The organism is Burkholderia sp. BCC1998 (assembly GCF_905339875.1).
Lineage (GTDB): Bacteria > Pseudomonadota > Gammaproteobacteria > Burkholderiales > Burkholderiaceae > Burkholderia.
This window is the reverse complement of sequence record NZ_CAJPHE010000019.1, coordinates 1-21,996: the sequence shown is the minus strand read 5'-3', so window position 1 is coordinate 21,996 and position 21,996 is coordinate 1. Positions and strand designations below refer to the sequence as shown.

The 21,996-nt window shown below is 65.5% G+C and carries 13 protein-coding genes; 10 read left to right on the top strand and 3 right to left on the bottom strand.

Annotated elements, in window-relative coordinates:
- Window positions 1-127 precede the first annotated feature (127 nt).
- The 7 genes from U5A56_RS27265 to U5A56_RS27235 all read left to right on the top strand — a co-directional run bounded on the left by U5A56_RS27265 (window position 128) and on the right by U5A56_RS27235 (window position 9,786).
- The gene (locus U5A56_RS27265; RefSeq protein ID WP_321925538.1) at window positions 128-1,288 is read left to right on the top strand and encodes an efflux RND transporter periplasmic adaptor subunit; all 1,161 of its coding nucleotides are present in this window, start codon (window positions 128-130) and stop codon (window positions 1,286-1,288) included.
- Window positions 1,289-1,308: 20 nt separating this feature from the next.
- On the top strand, window positions 1,309-4,452 hold the full coding sequence (locus U5A56_RS27260; RefSeq protein WP_321925537.1) for an efflux RND transporter permease subunit: 3,144 nt from the start codon (window positions 1,309-1,311) through the stop codon (window positions 4,450-4,452).
- Window positions 4,453-4,456: 4 nt separating this feature from the next.
- Window positions 4,457-5,902: an efflux transporter outer membrane subunit gene (locus U5A56_RS27255; RefSeq protein WP_321925535.1), complete on the top strand. Its 1,446-nt coding sequence runs from the start codon at window positions 4,457-4,459 to the stop codon at window positions 5,900-5,902.
- Window positions 5,899-6,588, top strand: coding sequence for a response regulator (locus U5A56_RS27250; RefSeq protein WP_321925533.1), 690 nt, complete (start codon window positions 5,899-5,901; stop codon window positions 6,586-6,588). The genes U5A56_RS27255 and U5A56_RS27250 overlap by 4 nt, the downstream gene beginning before the upstream one ends.
- On the top strand, window positions 6,585-7,205 hold the full coding sequence (locus U5A56_RS27245; RefSeq protein WP_321925531.1) for a histidine kinase: 621 nt from the start codon (window positions 6,585-6,587) through the stop codon (window positions 7,203-7,205). The genes U5A56_RS27250 and U5A56_RS27245 overlap by 4 nt, the downstream gene beginning before the upstream one ends.
- Window positions 7,206-7,212: 7 nt before the next feature.
- Window positions 7,213-7,683: a hypothetical protein gene (locus U5A56_RS27240; protein WP_321925530.1), complete on the top strand. Its 471-nt coding sequence runs from the start codon at window positions 7,213-7,215 to the stop codon at window positions 7,681-7,683.
- Between the two features lie 267 nt (window positions 7,684-7,950).
- Window positions 7,951-9,786, top strand: a complete 1,836-nt coding sequence (locus U5A56_RS27235; RefSeq protein WP_044845284.1) for a protease pro-enzyme activation domain-containing protein — start codon at window positions 7,951-7,953, stop codon at window positions 9,784-9,786.
- A gap of 138 nt (window positions 9,787-9,924) precedes the next feature.
- On the opposite strand, the gene U5A56_RS27230 is transcribed toward U5A56_RS27235, so the two are convergent.
- On the bottom strand, window positions 9,925-11,475 hold the full coding sequence (locus U5A56_RS27230; protein ID WP_321925527.1) for a phospholipase D family protein: 1,551 nt from the start codon (window positions 11,473-11,475) through the stop codon (window positions 9,925-9,927).
- 417 nt (window positions 11,476-11,892) lie between these two features.
- The gene (locus tag U5A56_RS27225; protein WP_321925525.1) at window positions 11,893-14,343 is read right to left on the bottom strand and encodes a glucose/quinate/shikimate family membrane-bound PQQ-dependent dehydrogenase; all 2,451 of its coding nucleotides are present in this window, start codon (window positions 14,341-14,343) and stop codon (window positions 11,893-11,895) included.
- 1,288 nt (window positions 14,344-15,631) lie between these two features.
- Between U5A56_RS27225 and U5A56_RS27220 the strand changes: the two genes are divergently transcribed.
- On the top strand, window positions 15,632-15,850 hold the full coding sequence (locus tag U5A56_RS27220) for a hypothetical protein (protein ID WP_082088533.1): 219 nt from the start codon (window positions 15,632-15,634) through the stop codon (window positions 15,848-15,850).
- Between the two features lie 681 nt (window positions 15,851-16,531).
- Here the strand turns inward: U5A56_RS27220 and U5A56_RS27215 are convergent.
- On the bottom strand, window positions 16,532-17,503 hold the full coding sequence (locus U5A56_RS27215) for a LysR family transcriptional regulator (RefSeq protein WP_044845281.1): 972 nt from the start codon (window positions 17,501-17,503) through the stop codon (window positions 16,532-16,534).
- A gap of 260 nt (window positions 17,504-17,763) precedes the next feature.
- Here U5A56_RS27215 and U5A56_RS27210 point away from each other — a divergent pair, with 260 nt between their 5' ends.
- Together U5A56_RS27210 and U5A56_RS27205 are read left to right on the top strand one after the other, a co-directional pair.
- Window positions 17,764-20,325: an ATP-binding protein gene (locus tag U5A56_RS27210; protein ID WP_321925522.1), complete on the top strand. Its 2,562-nt coding sequence runs from the start codon at window positions 17,764-17,766 to the stop codon at window positions 20,323-20,325.
- A 179-nt stretch (window positions 20,326-20,504) separates the two neighbouring features.
- On the top strand, window positions 20,505-21,494 hold the full coding sequence (locus tag U5A56_RS27205) for an alpha/beta hydrolase fold domain-containing protein (protein ID WP_321925520.1): 990 nt from the start codon (window positions 20,505-20,507) through the stop codon (window positions 21,492-21,494).
- The last annotated feature ends 502 nt before the right edge of the window (window positions 21,495-21,996 follow it).

The window sequence follows — 21,996 nt, the reverse complement described above, 5'->3', positions numbered from 1 at the left end:
CGCCTTGCCGGTTCTTTCGCCGTCTCCATCGAATCTCCATCTTCCCGCATAAAAGACGCCAACCAGGCGCCGCACACTCCAGCCCGTCAAAGCAGGCAGTGGGCTGCCTGCGCTTCCTGGAGTCGCTATGAAGAATCAACAACGATGCCGCTACGGCGCCGCCGGTGCACTGACGCTGGCCCTGCTGGCGGGTTGCGGACCCGCAGAGCAGCAGGCAGCCGCGCCGGCCACCCCGGTCGCGGCGATGACGCTGGCCGCCGCACGCCTCGACGTGACCGAGGATCTGCCGGGCCGCGTCGCGGCCGTGCGGGTCGCCGAAATCCGGCCGCAGGTCAGCGGCATCGTGCAACGCCGGCTGTTCGAGCAAGGCACCGAAGTGCGCGCCGGCCAGTCGCTGTTCCAGATCAATCCCGCGCCGTTCAAGGCCGACATGGACACGGCCGCCGCGTCGCTGCAACGTGCGCAGGCCGCGCTGGAGCGCGCGAAGGTGCAGACGGCGCGCTTCAAGCCGCTCGTCGAGGCCGACGCGATCAGCCGCCAGGTGTACGACGACGCCGTGTCGCAACGCGACCAGGCCGCCGCCGACGTCGCGCAGGCCCGCGCGACGCTCGCGCGCCGCCAGCTCGACCTGAAATTCGCGACCGTGGAAGCGCCGATCGCCGGCCGCATCGACCAGGCGCTCGTGACCGAAGGCGCGCTGGTGTCGAGCGGCGACAGCCAGCCGATGGCGCGCATCCAGCAGATCGACCAGGTCTACGTGGACGTGCGCCAGCCGGCCGCGTCGCTCGACGCGCTGCGCGGCGCGCTCGCGGCACAGCCGCGGGCGGCGGACAGCAACGGCCTGCCGGTCGACGTGCTGCGCGACGACGACACGCGCTACGACGCGCGGGGCCGCATGCTGTTCTCCGGCGTCAACGTCGATCCGGGCACCGGCGACGTGCTGCTGCGCGTGCTGGTCGACAACCCGCAGCGCCAGCTGCTGCCGGGCATGTACGTGCGCGCCCGCATTCCGCGCGCGCACTACGCCAGCGCGGTGATAGTGCCGCAGCAGGCCGTCGTGCGCGCTGGCGGCAAGCCGCAGGTGTGGGTGCTCGACGCGAAGGGCGCCGCGCATCTGAAGGCCGTCGAAGTCGGCGAACTGACGAACCGCAGCTACCGCATCAAGTCGGGCCTGCAGGCCGGCCAGAAGATCGTCGTCGAAGGGATGGAGCGCCTGGTCGACGGCGCGCCTGTCGCCGCGACCGACTGGAAGTCGCCTGACGCGGCCGCCACCGCGTCCGCGCACTGAGTCGGGAGGAGTCACCAGTCATGGCTGAATTCTTTATCCGCCGCCCGGTCTTTGCGTGGGTGATCGCCCTCTTCATCATCCTGATGGGGCTGATCGCGATCCCCCAGCTGCCGGTCGCGCGCTACCCATCGGTCGCGCCGCCGTCCGTCACGATCACCGCGAGCTACCCGGGCGCCACGCCGCAGACGATGAACGACGGCGTGCTGAGCCTCATCGAGCGCGAGCTGTCCGGCGTCAAGAACCTGCTGTACTTCGAATCGTCGGCCGATACGTCCGGCGCCGCGCAGATCACCGTGACGTTCAAGCCCGGCACCGATCCGGAACTGGCGCAGGTCGACGTGCAGAACAAGATCAAGTCGATCGAACCGCGCCTGCCCGCGGCCGTGCGCCAGAACGGGCTGATCGTCGAATCCGCGTCGTCCGGTTTCCTGATGCTGATCGGCCTGCGCTCCGACAACGGCCGCTTCGACGAAGGTGCGCTCGCCGACTACATGACGCGCAGCGTTTCCGAGGAGCTGCGGCGAGTCGACGGCGTCGGGCGCGTGCTGCAGTTCGGCTCCGAACGCGCGATGCGCGTCTGGGTCGATCCGCAGAAGCTGATCAACTTCGGCCTGTCGATGAGCGACCTGACGAGCGCGATCGGCCAGCAGAACGTGCAGATCGCGCCGGGCAGCCTCGGCGCGCTGCCCGCGCTGCCGGGCCAGCGCGTGACCGTGCCGCTCACCGCGCAGGGCCAGCTCACGACGCCGGAAGCGTTCGCGAAGGTCGTGCTGCGCGCGAACGCGGACGGCTCGAAGGTCGTGCTCGGCGACGTCGCGCGCGTCGAGCTCGGCTCGCAGAACTATCTGTTCGTGAGCCGCGAGAACAACCGGCCGGCCACCCTCGCCGGCATACAGCTCGCACCGGGCGCCAATGCCGTGAAGACCGCCGAGGCGATCCGTGCGCGCATGGCCGAACTGAGCAAGTCGATGCCGTCCGGCATGAGCTACTCGATCCCGCTCGACACGTCGCCGTTCGTGAAGATCTCGATCGAGAAGGTGCTGGCGACACTGCTCGAGGCGATGGTGCTCGTGTTCCTCGTGATGTACCTGTTCCTGCAGAACGTGCGCTATACGCTGATCCCCGCCATCGTCGCGCCGGTCGCGATGCTCGGCACGTTCGCGGTCATGCTGCTGACGGGCTTCTCGATCAACGTGCTGACGATGTTCGGCATGGTGCTCGCGATCGGCATCATCGTCGACGATGCAATCGTCGTCGTCGAGAACGTCGAGCGCCTGATGGCCGAAGAAGGGCTGTCGCCGAAGGACGCGACGTCGAAGGCGATGAAGGAAATCACCGGCGCGATCATCGGCATCACGCTGGTGCTGACCGCCGTGTTCCTGCCAATGGCGATGGCGAGCGGTTCGGTCGGCGTGATCTACAAGCAGTTCACGCTGTCGATGGCCGTGTCGATCCTGTTCTCCGCGCTGCTCGCGCTGACGCTCACGCCTGCCCTGTGCGCGACGATGCTCAAGCCGCTCGAACCGGGTCACCACGACAAGCGCGGCTTCTTCGGTTGGTTCAACCGACGCTTCGAATACCTGACCAATTGGTACGAGACGCGCGTCGGCCGCCTGGTCGGCCGCACGGGCCGCGTGATGCTGGTGTTCGTCGCAATCTCGGGCGCACTGGTGCTCGGCTTCCGCAGCCTGCCGTCGTCGTTCCTGCCGGACGAGGACCAGGGCTACTTCATCACCAGCTTTCTGCTGCCCGCAGACGCTACCGCCGAGCGTACGCATGACGTGGTCAAGACGCTGGAGAAGCATCTTGCTGCGCGTCCGGCAATCCAGTCGAGCATTTCCGTGATCGGCTACGGCTTCTCGGGGCAAGGCCCGAACGCGGCGATCAACTGGTCCGTGATGAAGGACTGGAAGAACCGCGGCAGCTCGTCGACCGTGGAGGAAGGTTTGCTCGCGCAGCAAGCGATGGCCGGTGTGACCGAAGGCACGGTGATGAGCCTGCTGCCGCCGGCGATCGACGAACTCGGCAACAGCTCGGGCTTCTCGATGCGCCTGGAAGACCGTGCCAATCAGGGCGCCGCGGCGCTCAAGGCGGCGGAAGTCAAGCTGCTCGAACTTGCCGCGCAAAGCAGGATCGTGACCGGCGTGTACCCGGACAGTCTGCCGGCCGGCACGAGCGTGCGGCTCGAGATCGACCGCGCGAAAGCGGAGGCGCTCGGCGTGTCGTTCACGACGCTCAGCGACACGCTGTCGACCGCGATGGGCTCGACCTACGTGAACGACTTCCCGAACGCGGGACGCATGCAGCAGGTGATCATCCAGGCCGATGCGCCGGCGCGCATGCAGCTCGACAACGTGATGAAGCTGTACGTGCGCAACGCGGCCGGCGGCATGGTGCCGCTGTCCGAAGTGGTTCGCCCCGTGTGGACCGAGACGCCGCTGCAGATGGTGCGCTTCAAGGGCTACCCGTCCGCGCGGATCTCGGGCGCTGCCGCCCCGGGCCAGTCGAGCGGCGCAGCCATGGCCGAGATGGAACGTCTCGCGGCGCAACTGCCGCCGGGCTTCGCGGTCGAGTGGACCGGCCAGTCGCTGCAGGAACGCGAGTCGGCGTCGCAGGCGCCGATGCTGATGGTGCTGTCGATGATCGTCGTGTTCCTGGTGCTCGCCGCGCTATACGAAAGCTGGTCGATCCCGCTGTCGGTGATGCTGGTGGTGCCGCTCGGCCTGCTCGGCGCGATCGGCGCGGTGCTGCTGCGCGGCTTGCCGAACGACGTGTTCTTCAAGGTCGGGATGATCACGGTGATCGGCCTGTCCGCGAAGAACGCGATCCTGATCGTCGAATTCGCGAAGCAGCTGCGCGAGGAAGGCAAGGGATTGATCGAGGCGGCCGTCGAAGCGTCGAAGCTGCGCCTGCGCCCGATCCTGATGACGTCGCTCGCGTTCGGCCTCGGCGTGGTGCCGCTGATGATCGCGACCGGCGCGAGCGCCGAAACGCAGCACGCGATCGGCACCGGCGTGTTCGGCGGCATGGTGACCGCCACGGTGCTGGCGATTTTCTTCGTCCCGGTGTTCTTCGTGTTCGTGATGAGCATCCAGGAACGCATCGGAGCATGGCGCGCCGCGCGCCGCAAGCCCGAGCCGCTGCATATCGAACAACAAGGTTGATGCCATGCGATTGCTTATTCTTTCCGCTGCGGCGTGCGCCGCCCTCGCGCTGTCAGCCTGCTCGCTGACGCCGGCGCTCGTGAAACCCGCGATGCCGGCGCCGACCGCCTACACGGCCGCCGCTGCCGCCGACCTGCACGCGAACGCGGCCGATCTCGGCTGGCGCACGATGTTCGGCGATCGGCGCCTGCAGCGCCTGATCGAGGTCGCGCTGCGCAACAACCGCGACCTGCGGCTGGCCGCGCTGAACGTCGAGGCCGCCGAAGCGCAGTACGGCATCCAGCGCTCGGCGCGCCTGCCGTCGATCGACGCCGGCGCCAGCTTCACGCGCCAGCGCACCGCGGCCGACCCGCAGTCGAATCCGCCGCTGCTCGAATCGACGCAGAACCGGTACGGCGTCGACGTCGGCATCAGCGCGTTCGAGATCGACCTGTTCGGCCGCGTCAAGTCGCTGTCGGACGCGGCGTTCGCGCGCTACCTCGCGACTGATCACGGCCGCCGCGCGGTGCAGATCGCGCTCGTCGGCGCCGTGGCGGATGCGTACTTCGCGGAGCGCCTCGCGCAGGAGCAGCGCGCACTCGCCGAACGCACACTCGGCGACTGGCAGCAGTCGCTCGATCTCGCGCGCCGCCTGAAGGAAGCGCACCAGGCGAGCGGCGTCGACATCGCGCAGGCCGAAGGCCAGGTCGCGAGCGCGACCGCCGACCTCGAAGCGCGCACGCGTGCCGTAGAGCAGGCGCGCAATGCGCTGCGCCGGCTGCTCGGCAGCGAGCCGCCGAAGGACCTGCCGGACCCGCTGCCGCTCGAGCAGCAGCCGGTCATGACGCAACTGCCGGCCGGCCTGCCGTCGGAGCTGTTGTTCCGCCGGCCGGACATCCAGCAGGCCGAGCAGAACCTCGTCGCGGCCAATGCCGACATCGGCGCGGCGCGCGCCGCGTTCTTTCCGCGGCTGTCGCTGACGTCGTCGATCGGCTTCCTGAGCCCGGCGATGGGCAGCCTGTTCGCCGGCGGTCAGAACGTCTGGAGCTTTGCGCCGCAGGTCACCGTCCCGATTTTTCAGGGCGGCCGGCTGCGCTCGGAACTGCGTCTCGCGGAAGTGCGCAAGGCCAGCGCCGTCGCCGAATACGAGCGCTCGATCCAGACCGCGTTCCGCGAAGTCGCCGACGGCATCGCCGGACGCGAGACCTTCGGCCGGCAGATCGAAGCGCAGACGCGCGTGGTCGCATCGGCCGAGCGCCGCACCGACCTGTCGAACCTGCGCTACCGCGCGGGCGTCGAGGGGCGACTGGAGCTGCTCGATTCGCAGCGCCAGCTGTACGCGGCGCGGCAGGCCTTGCTCGACCTGCGCCGCAGCGAACTGTCCAATGCCGTCGCGCTCTACAAGGCGCTCGGCGGCGGGCTGACGGATACCGACGTCGCGCCGTCGACCAACGTGGCGCAGCAACGATGAGCGCGCTGATCCTGATTGCGGAGGACGAACCCGACATCTCGGACATCCTCGACGCCTACCTGACGCACGACGGCTATCGCACCTACCGCGTCGGCAACGGGCAGGCCGTGCTCGACGTGCAGCCGCACCTGGTGCCCGACCTGATCCTGCTCGACGTCAAGCTGCCGGGCCGCAACGGCTGGGACGTGCTGACCGAACTGCGACGGCGCTGTACGACACCCGTCGTCGTCGTCACCGCGTTCGACCGCGACATCGACAGACGGCAGGCGCTGGGCGCCGGCGCTAACGACTACATCGTGAAGCCGTTCGACCCCGCCGAGGTGGTCGCACGCCTGCGCGCGATCCTGCGTCGCGCGCGCACGCCGTCGGCCGTGCACGTGCTGCGGGTCGGCTACCTGGAGATCGACACCGACAGCTATGTCGTTTGCGTGCGCACGGAATCGGTCGAGGTACCGGTGTCGCTCACGCTCACCGAATTCCGGCTGCTTGCGCACATGGCACGCGCGCCGAGCCGCGTGTTCACGCGCGGCGAACTGCTCGATGCCTGCATGGCCGACGTGAGCGCGATGGAACGCACGATCGACAGCCACATCAGCCGGCTGCGCAAGAAGCTCGAACAGGCCGGCGCGCGCGGCATGCCCGATGTGATGCGCGGAGTCGGTTACCGGTTGCGGGGCATGCCGTGAACCGGCCGACAACGCCGAGCCGGCAAATCGGGCAGGCGATCGTGCTGCTCGCGATCGTCGCCGTGCTGGCGGCCGGCGCCGGCGTGTCGATCAGCGACACGTTGCGCCATCCGGCCGGACCATCACGCGACGCGCTGCACCACGACGCATTCACGTACCCGGTGCTCGCGGCGCTGCTGCTGGCCGGGCTGCTGACGGCGGCCGTCGACCTGTGCCGGCTGATTCGCCGAACGCTCGAAGCGCTCGACTCGGCCGCGCACGCTGCCGGCCGGATCGTCGCCGACGATCTTTCGGTGCGCGCGGTTTACCGCGACGGTTGCCCGAGCGCCATGTCGCAATTCATCGAGGACTTCAATGCCATGACCGTTCGCCTCAAGCACGCAACTACCTTCGAAACGACCTCGCCCGCCGATGCGGACCGCATCGTGCGCGCGCCGCTTGCGGAACTCGAAGCGCGGCTCGACGAGATCAAGACACTTGCGTCGGCAAGCGGCGACGCGCCGGACGAACGCCTGCTGCACTGTATCGACGGCCTGTTCCGGCTCGTCGACGACCTGCAGGCCGTCGAGCGGCACGACACGCCGAAGCTCGAGCTTCGGCGACGGGAGCGCCGTTGAAGTTTCCGTGCGGATGGCAGACCGGATTGCGTTACGCATCTGCCGGCGAGCGCGCTGCGCGACGCATGACCGGCTCAGCCGGCGTCTGCGGCTCGAATGTTTCCTCCACAACCATTCGCTCATTACGAATGGAATCGTCAATTATCCGGCGCGCCGATCCATCATTACATCCGAAAGTGTCTTTGAAAATTACAAAATACCCCGCAATTTTTCAAAATCATTTCAGCTTATTCAATTTAATTTTGTTTCATATAATCAGAAAAAGTTTGACACCGAACTTTCGTTCTTGATACCGTCCGATTCAAGCAATCTGACGAATTGTCCACCACGCAATCGATTCCGCTCGACGCATTGCGCTTGCGCCGCACCGAAGTTCTCGCCGCCGACCGCCTCTTCTTCCGTTGGCGCATGCAACATCCCGATGCAATTGATTGGGCAGCTGCCGTCCGGCAGCGGGCCGAAGGATCGAACCAAATGATCAGGACACCGAAACTGTTGCTCTAGTCATCCCGCCTGCATCAAACCCGCTGGCGCGGTCGCCCTGCTTCGCGGCGCAGCGCCTCCATTGCCGAGCATTCCAGCATTTCGCCCCCGGAGGATCACCACCCTTGCGGACCGGGCGAAAGGCCCCGTCGCGTCCGCGCCATCCGCGCGAGCGCGGCGGATATCGGCGGCGCACGATCCGCGCCGCTGTCGACCGTCGTTGTTCGTGCCGTTCGATGTTCAACCGGAGGGGTAATTCAACATGAATCAGGTTGCAGACAAGAAACAAAAGCACATCCGCATCGTCAAGCTCGCCTTCGCCGCCGCGGCAGCCGCTTCGTTCGGCATGGCGAGCGTCCATGCCGCACCGGCCGCCGGCTGGACGGAAACGCGCACCAAGGGCTTCCTGCCTCTCGTCCAGCAAGGTGAAAGCAGCAGTACCGCCGGCGCGCCGGCGGCCAGCACCGCCGCCGCTGCCGCGGCAGCCACCGAGATGGCGCCCGGCGAATCGGTCGACATCGTGCTCGGGCTGAACCTGCGCAACGAAGCGCAACTCGACCAGTACCTGCACGACCTGCATACGCCCGGCTCGCCGCACTACAAGCAGTTCCTCACGCCGGCGCAGTTCGCCGCGCAGTACGCGCCGACCGACCAGCAGGTCGCCTCCGTCGTCGCGCACCTGCGCCAGGCCGGCTTCGTCAACATCGTGGTCGCGCCGAACCGCCTGCTTGTGTCCGCCTCCGGCACCGCGGCAACGATCAAGTCGGCGTTCCGCACGACGCTCAAGCGCTTCACGCGCAACGGCCGCAGCGTCTACGCGAACACCGATGCCGCGCAGGTGCCGAATGCGATCGGCGGCATCGTCGGCGCGGTGCTGGGCCTGCAGAACGTCGAGCTCATGCACACCGGCGCGGGCAGCAAGCCGCAAGGCAACACCAGCAACCTGACGATCCCCGCCGGCGCATCCGCGGTGCCGCACAACCCGACGGAATTCTCGTCGCTCTACGGCGGCGACGGCACGCCGACGGCCTCGCAGACCACGGTCGGCATCATCGCCGAAGGCGACCTGTCGCAGACCGTCAGCGACCTCAACACGTTCGCCGCGAACAACGGCCTCGGCACGATCAGCAGCAGCGTCGTGCCGACGGGTCCGTCAGGAAGTTCGTACACCGATACATCCGGCACCGTCGAATGGAACCTCGACAGCCAGTCGATCGTCGGCGCCGCCGGCGGCAGCGTGAAGCAGGTCGTGTTCTACGTGGCACCGTCGATGACGCTCACGGCGATCACCGCCGCGTACAACAAGGCGGTGAGCGACAACGTCGCGAAAGTCATCAACGTGTCGCTCGGCGTGTGCGAATCGTCCTCGTACAGCACCGGCTCGCAAGCGACCGACGACACGATCTTCAAGCAGGCCGTCGCGCAGGGGCAGACCTTCTCCGTGTCGGCCGGCGACCACGGTGCGTACGAATGCGCGAGCGGCACGCCGTCGCGCTCGACCTACACCGTGAGCGAGCCCGCGACGTCGCCGTACGTAATCGCGGTGGGCGGCACGACGCTGTTCACCAACACGTCGACCAATGCGTACAACAGCGAAATCGTCTGGAACGATCCGAGCTGGCAGCCGGGCACCGTGTGGTCGACGGGCGGCGGCTACAGCAAGTACGAAGCCGCGCCGGCGTGGCAATCGTCGAGCCTCACCGGGTCGACCAAGCGCGCGCTGCCGGACGTCGGCTTCGACGCCGACCTGCGCACCGGTGCGATCCTCGTGGTGAACGGCCAGACGTCCGACACGCTGTGGGGCTCGGGCTATCTGAACAACGAAGGCGGCACGAGCCTCGCCGCGCCGATCTTCACCGGCATCTGGGCGCGGCTGCAATCGGCGAACAACAACGCGCTCGGCTTCCCGGCGTCGAGCATCTACAAGTACTTCCCGAGCAATGCGGCGCTGCTGCACGACGTGACGTCCGGCAACAACGGCAGCGGCACGTACGGCTACAAGGCGAAGGCCGGCTGGGATGCGACGACGGGCTTCGGCAGCGTGAACATCTCGAAGCTGAACGCGTTCATCCAGAGCACGGCGGATTTCGCGCGCTGATCGTGCGATGAGCGGTGCGGTTCCGGGTGCGGGTCATTTCGCGCGCCCGGAACCGTGTCGGCGACAGTGCACGCGGCGCGTCCCGATCGACGACGACCGTCGGCACACGTCGCCCGCGGCTGTCGCGCGCAGGCGAAATCACAGCTGCGATTCGATCGGAAACAAGCCGAGAAACCACACTTCCATGCGCCGCGCCGCCGACACTTCCGGTTCGTGATCGAGTTCGGTCACCTTCCCGTCCGCGTCGGTCTGAATCCACTTGAGGCGCCCTTTCCCGGCCGGATCGGTCCGCAACTCGACGCGCCACGCGATTCGATCGAGCCGCGGCTCCAGATCCATCGCGACTTCGGATGCAATCTCCGGGCTCTCGCAGTAAACGCCGATCTCGGTATTGAGGTTCAGCGAGCGCGGGTCGAGATTCATCGATCCGATGAAGATGCTCTTGCGATCGAACACATACGTCTTCGCATGCAGCGATGCGCGCGACGAGCCGATGATGACCTGCTTCGAGATGCTCTTGTCGCCGGACGGGCGCCGCTCGTAAAGCCGCACGCCGGCCTCGACGAGATCGCGCCGATAGCGCCGGTAACCCGCGTGCACGGCCGCGACGTCGGTCGATGCGAGCGAGTTGGTCAGGATCGTCACTCGGACGCCGCGCGCCGTGAGCGCACGCAGCCGTTCGACCATGTCCTTGCCCGGCACCAAGTACGGCGACACGATCAGCAGCTCCTGCTCGGGCCGCAGCGCGAGTGCGCGCAGTTGCGGCATCAGGTGCCCGTCGCTGTCCTTCGGCGAGCGTGCGATCTTCGCCGGATCGTCGTACAGGACCGTCGCCCGCCCCCACGACAGCTCGGTCCCCTGCCCGTGCACGATCTGGTCGAGCCTTTGCCGCGCCTCGAGCACGTACGGATTGTCCTCCATCGCGCGCAGGTAATCGCGCAGCCGTGCGCGCTCCCGATCGAGGCCGCCGGGCGCCGCGTCGTGCCCGACCAGCGCATCGACCGGATATGCATACGGCGAATTCCAGAACGTATCGAATTCGGTCGAGATGTCGTTCACGACCGGGCCGTGCACGACCACGTCGAGATCGCCGAACTCCAGCATCGACGACGCGCCGAAGTACTCGTCGCCGATATTGCGGCCGCCGACGATCGCCGCCTGGTTGTCCGCGATCATCGCCTTGTTGTGCATGCGCCGGTTGACCCGCGAGAACTCGAGCACCGTGCCGATCTTCTTGAAGTGGCGCGTGGCGACCGGATTGAAGAGCCGGATCTCGATGTTCGGATGCGAGCTGATCTCGAGCAGCTTGCGGTCGTCCGCGTTCGTCCCGAGATCGTCGAGCAGCGCGCGCACGCGGACCCCGCGATCGGCCGCGCGGATGATCGCATCCGCGAGCTCGTGTCCGGTCAGGTCGTCGTGCCAGATGTAGTACTGAAGGTCCAGCGAGCGGTCCGCGCGATCGGCGAGCAGCACGCGCGCGTCGAGCGCATCGACCGGGTCGCGCAGCAGATGAAACGCATCCTGCCCAGGATGGGTGGCGGCCTGCTGGCGGAACGCCGCGCCGAGGCGCGTGTTTTCGGTATCGGAGAACGCATGCGTCGGCGCACGATCAGCCTGCGGCGGCAGGCTGGCGCACGCGGCAAGCATCAGCAACGAGAGAATCGCACTCCACGAACGCAACATGATCATGATGGCCACCCCACGGTCGGGCGAAGTCTGTTTGTGTTTGTTCTGGCTGCCGGACGGGGCGCGGCGCGGATCCCCGGTCCGCGCGCTGGACGAATCCCGAGCGCGCGCGCCGGTCGCGCCACAGCATACTTCGATTGACATCGGGACGGCACGCGCTCCGTGTTTCCCGGTGGCGGCGATACGACATGCGACGCGGACGTGAACACGTTCGACACGTTCGCCACGTTCAGGCGGCGCGCAAAAGAAAAACCCGCGAGGCCTTGCGGCGTCGCGGGTTTCGAGATTTTGCCGAAGGCAAAATAGTCGCCAGAAAGCAGGCAAAAAAACGGCATGCCACGCATGCCGTTTCGGGGATCGCACCGTGCACCGCGAGGCTCGATACCTCTGTCCGGCGCTCGGTGCGAACAGCAACGCGTGTTAGTTCGGCAGCGCGTAAGCGATCACGTAATCGCCGAGCTTCGTGCCGAAGGAGCCGTGGCCGCCTGCGGCGATCACGACGTACTGCTTGCCGTTGATCGAGTAGCTCATCGGCGTGGCCTGGCCGCCTGCCGGCAGGCGGGCTTCCCAGAGTTGCTTGCCGTCGTTCACGTCGAACGCGCGGATGTAGTTGTCCGCCGTTGCGCCGATGAACGCCACACCACCGGCCGTGATCATCGGGCCGCCCAGCATCGGCATCCCCATCTTGAACGGCAGCGGGATCGGCGAGCTGTCACGCACCGTGCCGATACGCTTCTTCCAGACGATCTCGTTGGTCTTCAGATCGATACCGGCGATGTAGCCCCATGCCGGTTGCTTGCAGGGCAGGCCAAGCGGCGAGAGGAACGGGTTCAGCGTCACGCCAAACGGCACGCCGTACTGCGGCTGGATACCCGATTCCGTACCGCTCCCCTTGGCACCCGATGCCGGTTCGATCGGGTTGCCCGGACCGCGTGGGATCAGACGCGACACGAACGGCAGCGCAATCGGGTTGGCGATGGCGATCTGACGATCGGTGTCGAGCGCAATGCCGCCCCACTCGAACATGCCCAGGTTGCCCGGGAACACCAGCGTGCCTTGCAGCGACGGCGGCGTGAAGGTGCCCTCATACCGCAGCTTGTGGAACATCACGCGGCAGACCAACTGGTCGTACATCGTCGCGCCCCACATGTCCTTGTCCGTGAGCAGGTTCTTCGGACGGAACGTGAGTTCGGAGAACGGCTGCGTCGGCGAGGTACGGTCGCCAGGCGCGGCGCCTTGCGGCACCGGCAGTTCCGGCGCCGGCACGACGGTTTCGCCGGTGCGGCGGTCGAGCACGAACAGGTTGCCGGTCTTGGCCGGCCCGTACACGACCGGCACGGTCTTGCCGTCCTTGGTCGTGATGTCGGCGAGCGTCGGCTGCGACGGCATGTCCATGTCCCACAGATCATGGTGAGCGGTCTGGTAGAACCAGGCCAGCTTGCCCGTCGACGCGTGCAGCGCGAGCAGGCCGCTTGCATATCGCTCCATCTCCGGCGTACGGTCGCCGCCCCAAATGTCCGGCGTACGCACGCCCATCGGCAGATAGACGATATCGAGCTTCGCGTCGTAGGCGGCGGGCGCCCATGAGTTCGGCGAGTTCCAGGTGTAGTGCTCGTCCGGGCCCGGGATATGGTTCGGATCACGCGCGCCCGGATCGAACGCCCACACGAGCTGGCCCGTGCGCACGTCGTAACCACGGATCACGCCCGACGGTTCCCGGTTCGAGAAGTTGTCTTCCACCGCGCCCGCTACGACGATCACCTTGCTGGTGACGACCGGCGGCGAAGTGGGCTCGTACATACCCGGCGTGGTGACCGGCATGGCATGCTGGAGATCGAGGTCGCCATTGCTGCCGAAGCCCGCGCAGCGCTCGCCTGTCAGTGCGTCGAGCGCGTACAAGTGGCCGTCGTTGACGGGCAGGTAGATACGGCGCGAGCACGCCCCCGTAGCCGATACGGCTGCGTCGCTTGCCGGTGCGGCGGCCTGCGGCGCCGGAGCAGCAGCGTCGCTTGCCGGAACAGCCGTTGCCGATACATCGGCACTCGCCGTCAGATCGACATACGACACGCCGCGGCAAGTCACGTGCTGGAACGACGGATCGGTCTTGAGCTTCGGATCGAAGGTCCACTTGAGCGCGCCGCTCTGTGCGTCGAGCGCAAAGAGCTTCTGGTGCGGCGAGCACAGGTAGAGCAGATTGCCGATCTTGATAGGCGTGACTTCGTCGGTGATTTCACCCGGATCGTTCGGGCCTTTCATGTCGTTCGTGCGGAACGTCCAGGCCACCTGCAGGTTCTTCACGTTGTCCCGCGTGATCTGCTGCAGCGGCGCGTAGCGCGTGCCTTCCTGAGTGCGGCCGTACGCGGGCCAGTCCGAGGCGTCGATGCCGTTGGCGTTCGCGGCGGGCGAACCGACAGACGAAGCCATCGTGCCATTGACCGTCTGCGGATCGTTGAAGCAGGCGTACACGAGCACGCCCGCCCAGATCACGAGCGCGCCGACGAGCGACTGCACGCCGAGCTTGCGTGGCGCGTCGAGACGCCAGCTCACGAGCAGCAGCAACCACACGCCGAACACGACGAGCACCCCCGAGCGCGGCGCGAGCGCCCAGAAGTCGGGACCCGACTCCCACAGCGACCAGATGGCAGTGCCCACGAGCACGAGCGCGTAGAGCACGAGCGCAGTGGGACTGCGGCGATACAGCAGCCACGTGACTGCCAGCAGCACGACGCCGGTCACGACGTAATACGCCGAGCCACCGAGCGAGAGCAGGTACGCGCCGCCTATCAGCAGAAAGAGCGATGTAAGCGCGATAAACAGGAGCGTTACGACGCCGATGAACCCGGGCGATGATGATTCGCTTGATCTGGTCATGATGATCTCAACCTTCTTTTGAGGACGGCGCCAGCATCGCTTGTCACTCGATGCCTGTGGCGAGGCTCGCCCGCGCGAACACCGGCGAGTCGTCCAGCCACTGCGCTGTGCCCGCAGTGGCCGGCTGTGCGGAAAACGCTCCGCGAAACGGCCTGTTGCTTTAGAAGACGTGCATCATCCCGACATACGCGCCGGTTTGCCCTTCGTCCATGTTCGGACGGGTCGGCGAGCTGGAAGCTGGAATCGCGCGCCGTCGCAAACACCGGGAAGTTACCGTTCTTGCTGTTGTCCAGGTGAGCGACCGTGCCGTACAAGAAGGCGCGCTTGCTCGGATTATAGGTGGTAGCGAGTGCGTCGAGCTCGCCTGCGTATGCCGATGGCCCGCTTCGATGCGCACCGGTCTGTCGTCGAATACGCAGACAAGCGATCGCTCGCCGCGAAATCTTCGGGAAGGTAGTTTAGGGATGGGAAACACGAACGGTCCCTACCCGTTCGGGTAGTCCGGAGCCATGGATTGCCCGGATCCGACGCGTTGAAGCCCAGAAACGAAAAAGCCGGCCCACCGGGCCGGCTTTTCGCGTCCAATCGAGGTCGGTTGCACCGCTGTGCCGTTAAGCATAACTCGTCCTCGAGATAAAGAATAAGCGGTCCACACATTATGTCACCACCTGCAATCACATTTTCCTCAAAAAACCATAAATCGACCAATCAGTTAAATATAAAGCATATCCCGTCCGAAAAATTACCAATAAAATAATCCAGTTTTTAACTTTAACGCGACGCGAATTCGAATACCATGAATGACGTGCCGCCAGTGTGGGAGACGACGTCTTCCCGCCAGGCCCTCAGCGGCGAACAGGAGATGCTCATGCCTATTTGGAGAATCGCCCCCGTAATTGACGAGCCGGGGGTCTCGCGATCGCGCTGGAGAATCTTGGAAACATCGGACGGGACTCGACATTTTGTCGGCGCAGACAACCGAGACCGCACAGGACGCGCCAGCTCTGAGGTCGTTACGTTCGACCTTGAGAGTTGACGCGGCGAGACGCGCTCCGGCCGCATTTATCAGCTCATCGGGGAGCCCGGTTGGTCAGACAATGCGGACTATGTATGGAAGCGCTGGTGCGAGCTTAATCAAACGACGAAATCCGTAGGTTATTTCTAGATCCATGGCATGAGCACCGCATAGTCGTCGGCAGTCACGACGGTGGTAACTTCGCGAACAGCCAGCCATTGAGACCGGCGACGAACGGCCTGAACTGAATAATCGATCGTAAATGCGTTCACCATGACCGTTGAAGAAGCAGCAAAGTATCTCTTCGTGAGTTGCGCTCATATCAACATGCTGCTCGCCCACGGGAACCTGATGGAAGTTTTGCCGAGAAACCCTTCTGGTCAGTTCGACATCGACCTCGCTTCCGTACAAGAGTACCGAGCGAGAAGAGACGCCGGGGCGCGAGCGTGGCTGGATTCACAGACCGAAGAAAACGACCCGCTGGGATGTTGAGAGCATACCGGCACCGGGTATTCGACATCGACCTCACGATTTCCATGGCATACCGCCGGGAGGCTGGTGCTCCGCGAAGAACCAACCAGACGCCATAACCTCGAGCTCGCTGAGGTATGGAACGGCGCCCGCCGACAAGTCACGTCCGACGAGCTGCGTTTTTCGTACGCCGACCAGCCATTTACGACCTTACAAACTGCTACTGAGCCCTATTACACCACTCAACATGACTTCGACTATGGGGCGCCGACGACTTTATGCCTAGGTCGTAGCAGTTGTGAAGAATGACGCGATCTCTTCATCACCGATATCTGCGCAATCGCCTATTGTCGGGGATCCCATCCGGTTTTGTACTCTCGGTCTTGGCTGCCGCATATCTTCCCAATTCGACTGACGCACTACTTACCGCGCCGACATCATTGGAGGAGCGTCTAGCACACTGCTCTCAACTGTAGCGTCTGCCGTAGAGACATTCGCCACCGAGTTGGGAAACCACTGCAACCCGTGCCAACGTGAATCGCTCACACGCGTTGCGTGTCCTGATCCGGCGTCGACGTCAGCCACTACCGTCCGGTTCTTGGTCGCGAGTCCGAGATACCGCGACGACACGTCCAGCAGACATCCAGCAAAATCAACCATCATTTCGTTGTTTCCCCTGCATTCGTATAAGCAAGATATTCATCAAGCTGCGCACGGCGTTAGCGTCGCCTGCGTCGCTGCAATCTGAGTAATGTTCGGTACAGCCACCATTGCGCCAACCTCGTCGCGCTGCTCGCCGAAGGCGTCGAGCAAATAATCGGTCAATCTGCGCACCCGCGCGGGGAGATTGCGTCTGGACCGGTAGACGAGGCAGGCTTCCAGTGGCGCCACCTGCCACGCATCGAGCACGCACACGAGTTCGCCGCGATTGAGCGCCGCTTGTGCGAGCTGGTTGGGCAGGATTGCTACCCCCTCGCCGTCGACGGCCGCCGCGAGAAGCGCATGAGGACAATTCGTGCGCAGCGCCGCGCGCGGGGCAAGCGACACACACTCCCCGGATGCTTCATGGCTGACCGTCCACACCGAATGCTGTGCCCCCGTCGCGAGGCAAGCCTCGGCAGGCACATCGAGCGGGTGAGCGAGATCGTTGGTCCGTTCGAGCCAGGCAGGACTCGCATAGAGCCCGAAAGGCACGTCCGCGAGTGCTCGCGCGATGCACGACGACGGCGCCGAGCGACCGACGACGATTGCGAGGTCTGCAAGATCGCCGAGCGTGTCGGCCAGGTGGTCGACGCGCCGTACGTCGACCCGTACTTTCGGCCAGGCGCGCATGAAGCGGACCAGGACGGAAGTGAGGCGGGCGGTATCGAAGATTGCCGGCACCTCGATGCGGACGTTACCCGCGCAATCGCCGGCTTCGTCGCTGCCGGTACGCGCGAGGTCTTCATAGGAGGACAGGACGCCCGTGACGCGCTCGAGTACCGCATGGCCCGCCGTGGTCAACGCGACGCGGCGCGTGGTCCGGTTGAAGAGCTGCACACCGAGCATCGTTTCAAGATCCTGCACCGCGCGGCTCACCGACGGTACGCCAATATTCGTGGCGTCCGCCGCCCGCGTGAAACTGCCGTGGTCCGCCACTGCCTTGAATACCTCCAGCGCTTTCAGACGCTCCATATCGACCTCCGATCATTGATTGGCTTGCATGGAGCAATGTTGGCGGGGAGACGCGCATCGGGCCAGTTACGACTTGTTAAGCGTTGCTAAGTCGGCGCCCGGATCCGTGCCAAGCTGCGTCGGCTGGAACAAAGCGGTTTTTTTAAGATCTTTTAAGGGCGCGTACTGCGCTTCTGCGCAATGATTGGCTGTTTTTGCGTCAGTGTGCGCGACCAGCGCACCGTATCGGCCGACACTCAACCCGCGCGATGACGCTCTCGATGACCGCTCCTTACAGCCTCGCGTTCGGCCCTTTTACGCTGCAATTCCCGCAACGAGTCCTGCTCAAGGACGGGACGCCGCTGAAAATCGGCAGCCGCGCGCTCGACATTCTCGTCGTACTTGTCGAGCATGCGGGCGCGCTGGTCTCGACGCGCAATCTGTGCGACAGCGTCTGGGTGGACAACGTCGTCGAGGAAGGCGCGCTGCGCGTGCATCTGTCGGCGCTGCGCAAGGTGCTCGGCGACGGACCGGACGGTGTGCGTTACATCGTCAACGAGACCGGACGCGGCTATCGTTTCGCCGCGCCCGTTACCCGGGCCGAAGCAGCGGACCCTGCCGCACCACGGCCTCATCCGCACGCAGTGCAGCCTTCCACCGGGTCCGAAAGCGGTTCACGCAGTCTGCCGGTCACGCTCGCTCGCGTGATAGGCCGCGAGGACGTCATCGCAGGTCTGACTGACCACTTGCCCGAGCGACGCTTGCTCACCATCGCCGGCCCGGGAGGCATGGGCAAGACGACCGTGGCCGTCGCTGTCGCGCATCGCTTCGCCCAGCGCACCGGCATGCGCGCCGTGTTCGTCAATTTCGCGCCGGTCTCCGCGGCCGCGAGCGCGGCCAGTACGATCGCGTCGGCGCTAGGTGTTGCCGTCCCGAGCGGCGATCCGGTGCCCGATCTTGTCCAGGCGCTTGGGGCGTCGCCGGTGCTGCTGGTGCTGGATAACTGCGAGCATCTGATCGATGCCGTTGCCGTACTCGCCGAGCAACTGCTGCAAGGCGCGTCCGGCGTGCATTTGCTGGTCACGAGCCGCGAGCCGCTGCGCGCGGAAGGCGAATCCGTCCATCGCCTCGCCGCGTTGCCGTCGCCCGACACTGACGCAGGCGTGAGCCTCCACAACGCCGTGCAGTTCCCGGCGATCGCCCTGTTTCACGACCGCGCACGCGCCGCCAATGACCGGTTTGCGTTGAGCGAGGCGAATCTGGGCCCCGTGATCGATATTTGCCGACGGCTCGACGGTATCCCGCTCGCGATCGAGTTTGCGGCGGCGCGCGTCGGCTTGATGGACGTGCATTCGATTGCAGCGCGGCTCGACGACCGCTTCGCGCTACTCACGCAGGGCCGCCGCACGGCACTTCCGCGCCAGCAGACGCTGCGCGCGACGCTCGACTGGAGCTATGAATTGCTCCGGCCGGAGGAGCGCCAGGTGCTGCGCCGCCTCTCAGTCATGCGGGCTGCCTTCGGCATAGATGCCGCTGCGGCTGTCGCGGCCAGTGGCGACGTCGATGACCTCGCCGCCTTCGACGCCGTCACTGGCCTGATCGCCAAGTCGCTGATCGCCTGCGTAATCGACGATTCGGACCATCCCTATCGACTGCTCGACACGACGCGCCATTACGCATATATGCGACTTGAAGAGGCGGACGAACTCGATGAAGCGCGCCGCCGTCATGCGTTGTACTGCTGTGCGATCTTTGCCGACCCCGTGGCGGCGTGGGAAGGCAAGGCGCCGCGTCAGTGGCTCGCGATTCACAGCCAGCGAATCGACGACGTGCGAGCCGCTTTTGATTGGGCAGCCGGCCAGGATGGCGAGCCGAAGCTCGCGATCGACCTGCTCATCGCGACGGCGCCGCTGTGGTTCCATCTTTCGCTCCCTCACGAGTTCCTCGGGATGGCCGAGCGCGCGATCGCCGCGGCGGAAAACTCGGATCTGGCGGGTAAGGAGCAGTATATCGAGCTGCTCGCCGCGTACGGTCACGCGCTGTGGCACACGCGTGGGCCGACGGCGGACATGGCGAACGCGTTCGACGCCGCACAGGCCGCCGCGCAGCGCCTCGGCGACGACCGGCTCGCATTGCGCACGCTGTGGGGCGTGTGGGCGCATCGGACGCTCGCGGGCGCGTATGCGGAAAGCCTCGAACATGCGCGTGCGTTTCGCGCTGCCGCCGCGCGGACGGGCGATTTTGCGACGACGCAAACCGGCGAGCGGATGTGCGCGTTGTCACATCACTTCCTCGGGGACCACGATATCGCGCGGGCGCTGATCGAAGAGGTGATGGCTCGCGACAAGGACCCGGTGCGCGCGACGCACGCGAATCACGCGCAGGTCGACGCGCATATCGCTGCGATTTCCATTCTGATGCGCATTCTGTGGCTGCAAGGCGAGACCGACGCGGCGATGGCGCTCGCGCGCGACTGCGCGACGGAGGCGCTGGCGATCGATCACGATCTGACCGTCTGTTATGGGCTCGCGATCGGCTCGATCGCCGTCGCGACATGGGAAGGTGAAGTGGCGCTCGCGCGCGAATGGACCGCACGGCTTCGCGAGCGCACGCGCCGGCGCGGTCTCGCGTATTGGGACAAATGGGGCGAGGGCTTCGAGGCCATTCACGAAGGGAGACCTGTCACGCCGGACGGCGCAACCCCGATGCAACTCGAAGTGTTCGCGCGCGCTGGCGACGCAGGGAGCGCAAACGCATTGATCGAAGCTGGACGGGGGAACACGCCGTCGTGGTTACAGGTGCATTTGCAGGAGGCTGCGGCAATGCGCGGTGTGCAGACCTGAAGCGACGGTAAATCGGCTCGAAGCGTGCGTCACTAGCCTGAACGCTTTGCTGGACACGGGCTTAACGCCTCTTAGCAACGCTTAACTGTGGCTCGTGCGGGAATCCGATGAAAATTTGTTCTGTCGACGGCCAACGGTACCGGATCGACAAGCAAGCCTTACTCATCGGAAACTGCCCCATGGATGATTTCACGTCTGCCCGTCCGCCCGAAGACGCCGCACCGGGCCTGATCAGATCCGCAGACTCGTATCCGGTCCTCGATGCGGAAACGCAATCGTTCCTCGACCATGCCACTGAGGCAGGGGTTCCGGCAGCGCGTCTGCGCGAATGGGCAAACGGCGATGCTACGGCTGCGATCCACGCCGAAGAAATCGCGCTGAAAGCTGGCGCTGCGGATCCGGGCTTCACGATACGGATCGTACGACCGCCGCAGGCGGCGCCCACTCCGCTGCCCGCCGTGCTCTTCCTGCCGGGCAGCGTGAGCTTCGCGGGCGGCCAAAGCGACAACCGGCTCGCGCGCAGGATTGCCACCGACGCCGAGGCGGCCGTCGTGCTCGTCGATTACACCTCGGCACCCGCTGCGTGCTTTCAGACCCAAAACGAGCAGGCATTCACCGCGCTCGTCCATCTGCACGAGCACGCACGCGCATTGAATCTCGACGCAGGCACCCTTATCGTCGCAGGCGAAGGCACGGGCGGTCATCTCGCCGCCACCCTCGCGCTGCTCGTCAAGGCGCGCCGTGGCCCCCGTATCGCGCTTCAGGTCATGCTGTGTCCGACGCTTTCCACAAGCCCGGCGGGCGCCTCGGCAGCGAAATACGCCGACGGTCCCGGCTTGACCCCACACACCGGGCGCATGCACGCACGGACGCGCTTTTCGTCAGAAAACCTCGGCGAAATAATCGCAATGCCGCTAAACGCGAGTTACACGGACCTCGAAGACCTGCCTCCCGCGCTGATCGTCACAGCCGAAAACGATGTCGCACGTGACGACGGCGAAGCCTACGCCCGCAAGCTGATGCTCGCCGGGGTTCGCGTAAGCGCGGTTCGCTGCCTCGGCACGATTCACGATTTCACGGTACTCGACGGCCTCGCCGACACGCCGCCTACCGAGGCTGCATTGCGATTGGCATGCGGCACGATCCGCGCGACGCTACGCGGACACTGAATATGGGACAGATCGATATGTCCGTTGACTGCATTGACGAACGCCACAGCTCAACCTTCCCATCCCCTCAGGAAATCGAGTAGTAGACCGCGATGCCTGCGGTAGTCATGCACTCGAGGTTCTGCACTGTCTTGAGGAAGCCGCGCAGGGATGCACCGTCGACAGAACTGGGACTCTCGTCGCTCGTGTATATCGCGACTCTGTTATGGATAGGCGTGCGCCTTTTTGAGCGCAGACGACGGCCGGGCCACCGCCCTCCGAAAGTCGACGCGCGCAGACGGCCATCTTCGAGCAACTGCTGCGTGCCGGTCGATCAGTCGCCGGCGCAGTCGTTCAACCCGGATGCCCCGTGAGACCATGACCGGCATCCGAGGCGTCATAATCGGAAAATAAGGCATAACGTGTCCAGGTGGACAACTTATGCTCAACGGCACAGACTTCCCCGGATAACCCTGGAAGCGAATCTGGTGGGCCCCCCGGGAGTCGAACCCGGCACCAACGA

Excerpts from the sequence above, each read along its gene's own strand:
- U5A56_RS27250 (WP_321925533.1), top strand. The coding sequence starts at position 5,899 with ATGAGCGCGCTGATCCTGATTGCGGAGGACGAACCCGACATCTCGGAC.
- U5A56_RS27255 (WP_321925535.1), top strand. The coding sequence starts at position 4,457 with ATGCGATTGCTTATTCTTTCCGCTGCGGCGTGCGCCGCCCTCGCGCTG.
- U5A56_RS27220 (WP_082088533.1), top strand. The coding sequence starts at position 15,632 with ATGACCGTTGAAGAAGCAGCAAAGTATCTCTTCGTGAGTTGCGCTCAT.
- U5A56_RS27265 (WP_321925538.1), top strand. The coding sequence starts at position 128 with ATGAAGAATCAACAACGATGCCGCTACGGCGCCGCCGGTGCACTGACG.
- U5A56_RS27205 (WP_321925520.1), top strand. The coding sequence starts at position 20,505 with ATGGATGATTTCACGTCTGCCCGTCCGCCCGAAGACGCCGCACCGGGC.
- U5A56_RS27210 (WP_321925522.1), top strand. The coding sequence starts at position 17,764 with ATGACCGCTCCTTACAGCCTCGCGTTCGGCCCTTTTACGCTGCAATTC.
- U5A56_RS27230 (WP_321925527.1), bottom strand. The coding sequence starts at position 11,475 with ATGATCATGTTGCGTTCGTGGAGTGCGATTCTCTCGTTGCTGATGCTT.
- U5A56_RS27215 (WP_044845281.1), bottom strand. The coding sequence starts at position 17,503 with ATGGAGCGTCTGAAAGCGCTGGAGGTATTCAAGGCAGTGGCGGACCAC.
- U5A56_RS27235 (WP_044845284.1), top strand. The coding sequence starts at position 7,951 with ATGAATCAGGTTGCAGACAAGAAACAAAAGCACATCCGCATCGTCAAG.
- U5A56_RS27225 (WP_321925525.1), bottom strand. The coding sequence starts at position 14,343 with ATGACCAGATCAAGCGAATCATCATCGCCCGGGTTCATCGGCGTCGTA.
- U5A56_RS27260 (WP_321925537.1), top strand. The coding sequence starts at position 1,309 with ATGGCTGAATTCTTTATCCGCCGCCCGGTCTTTGCGTGGGTGATCGCC.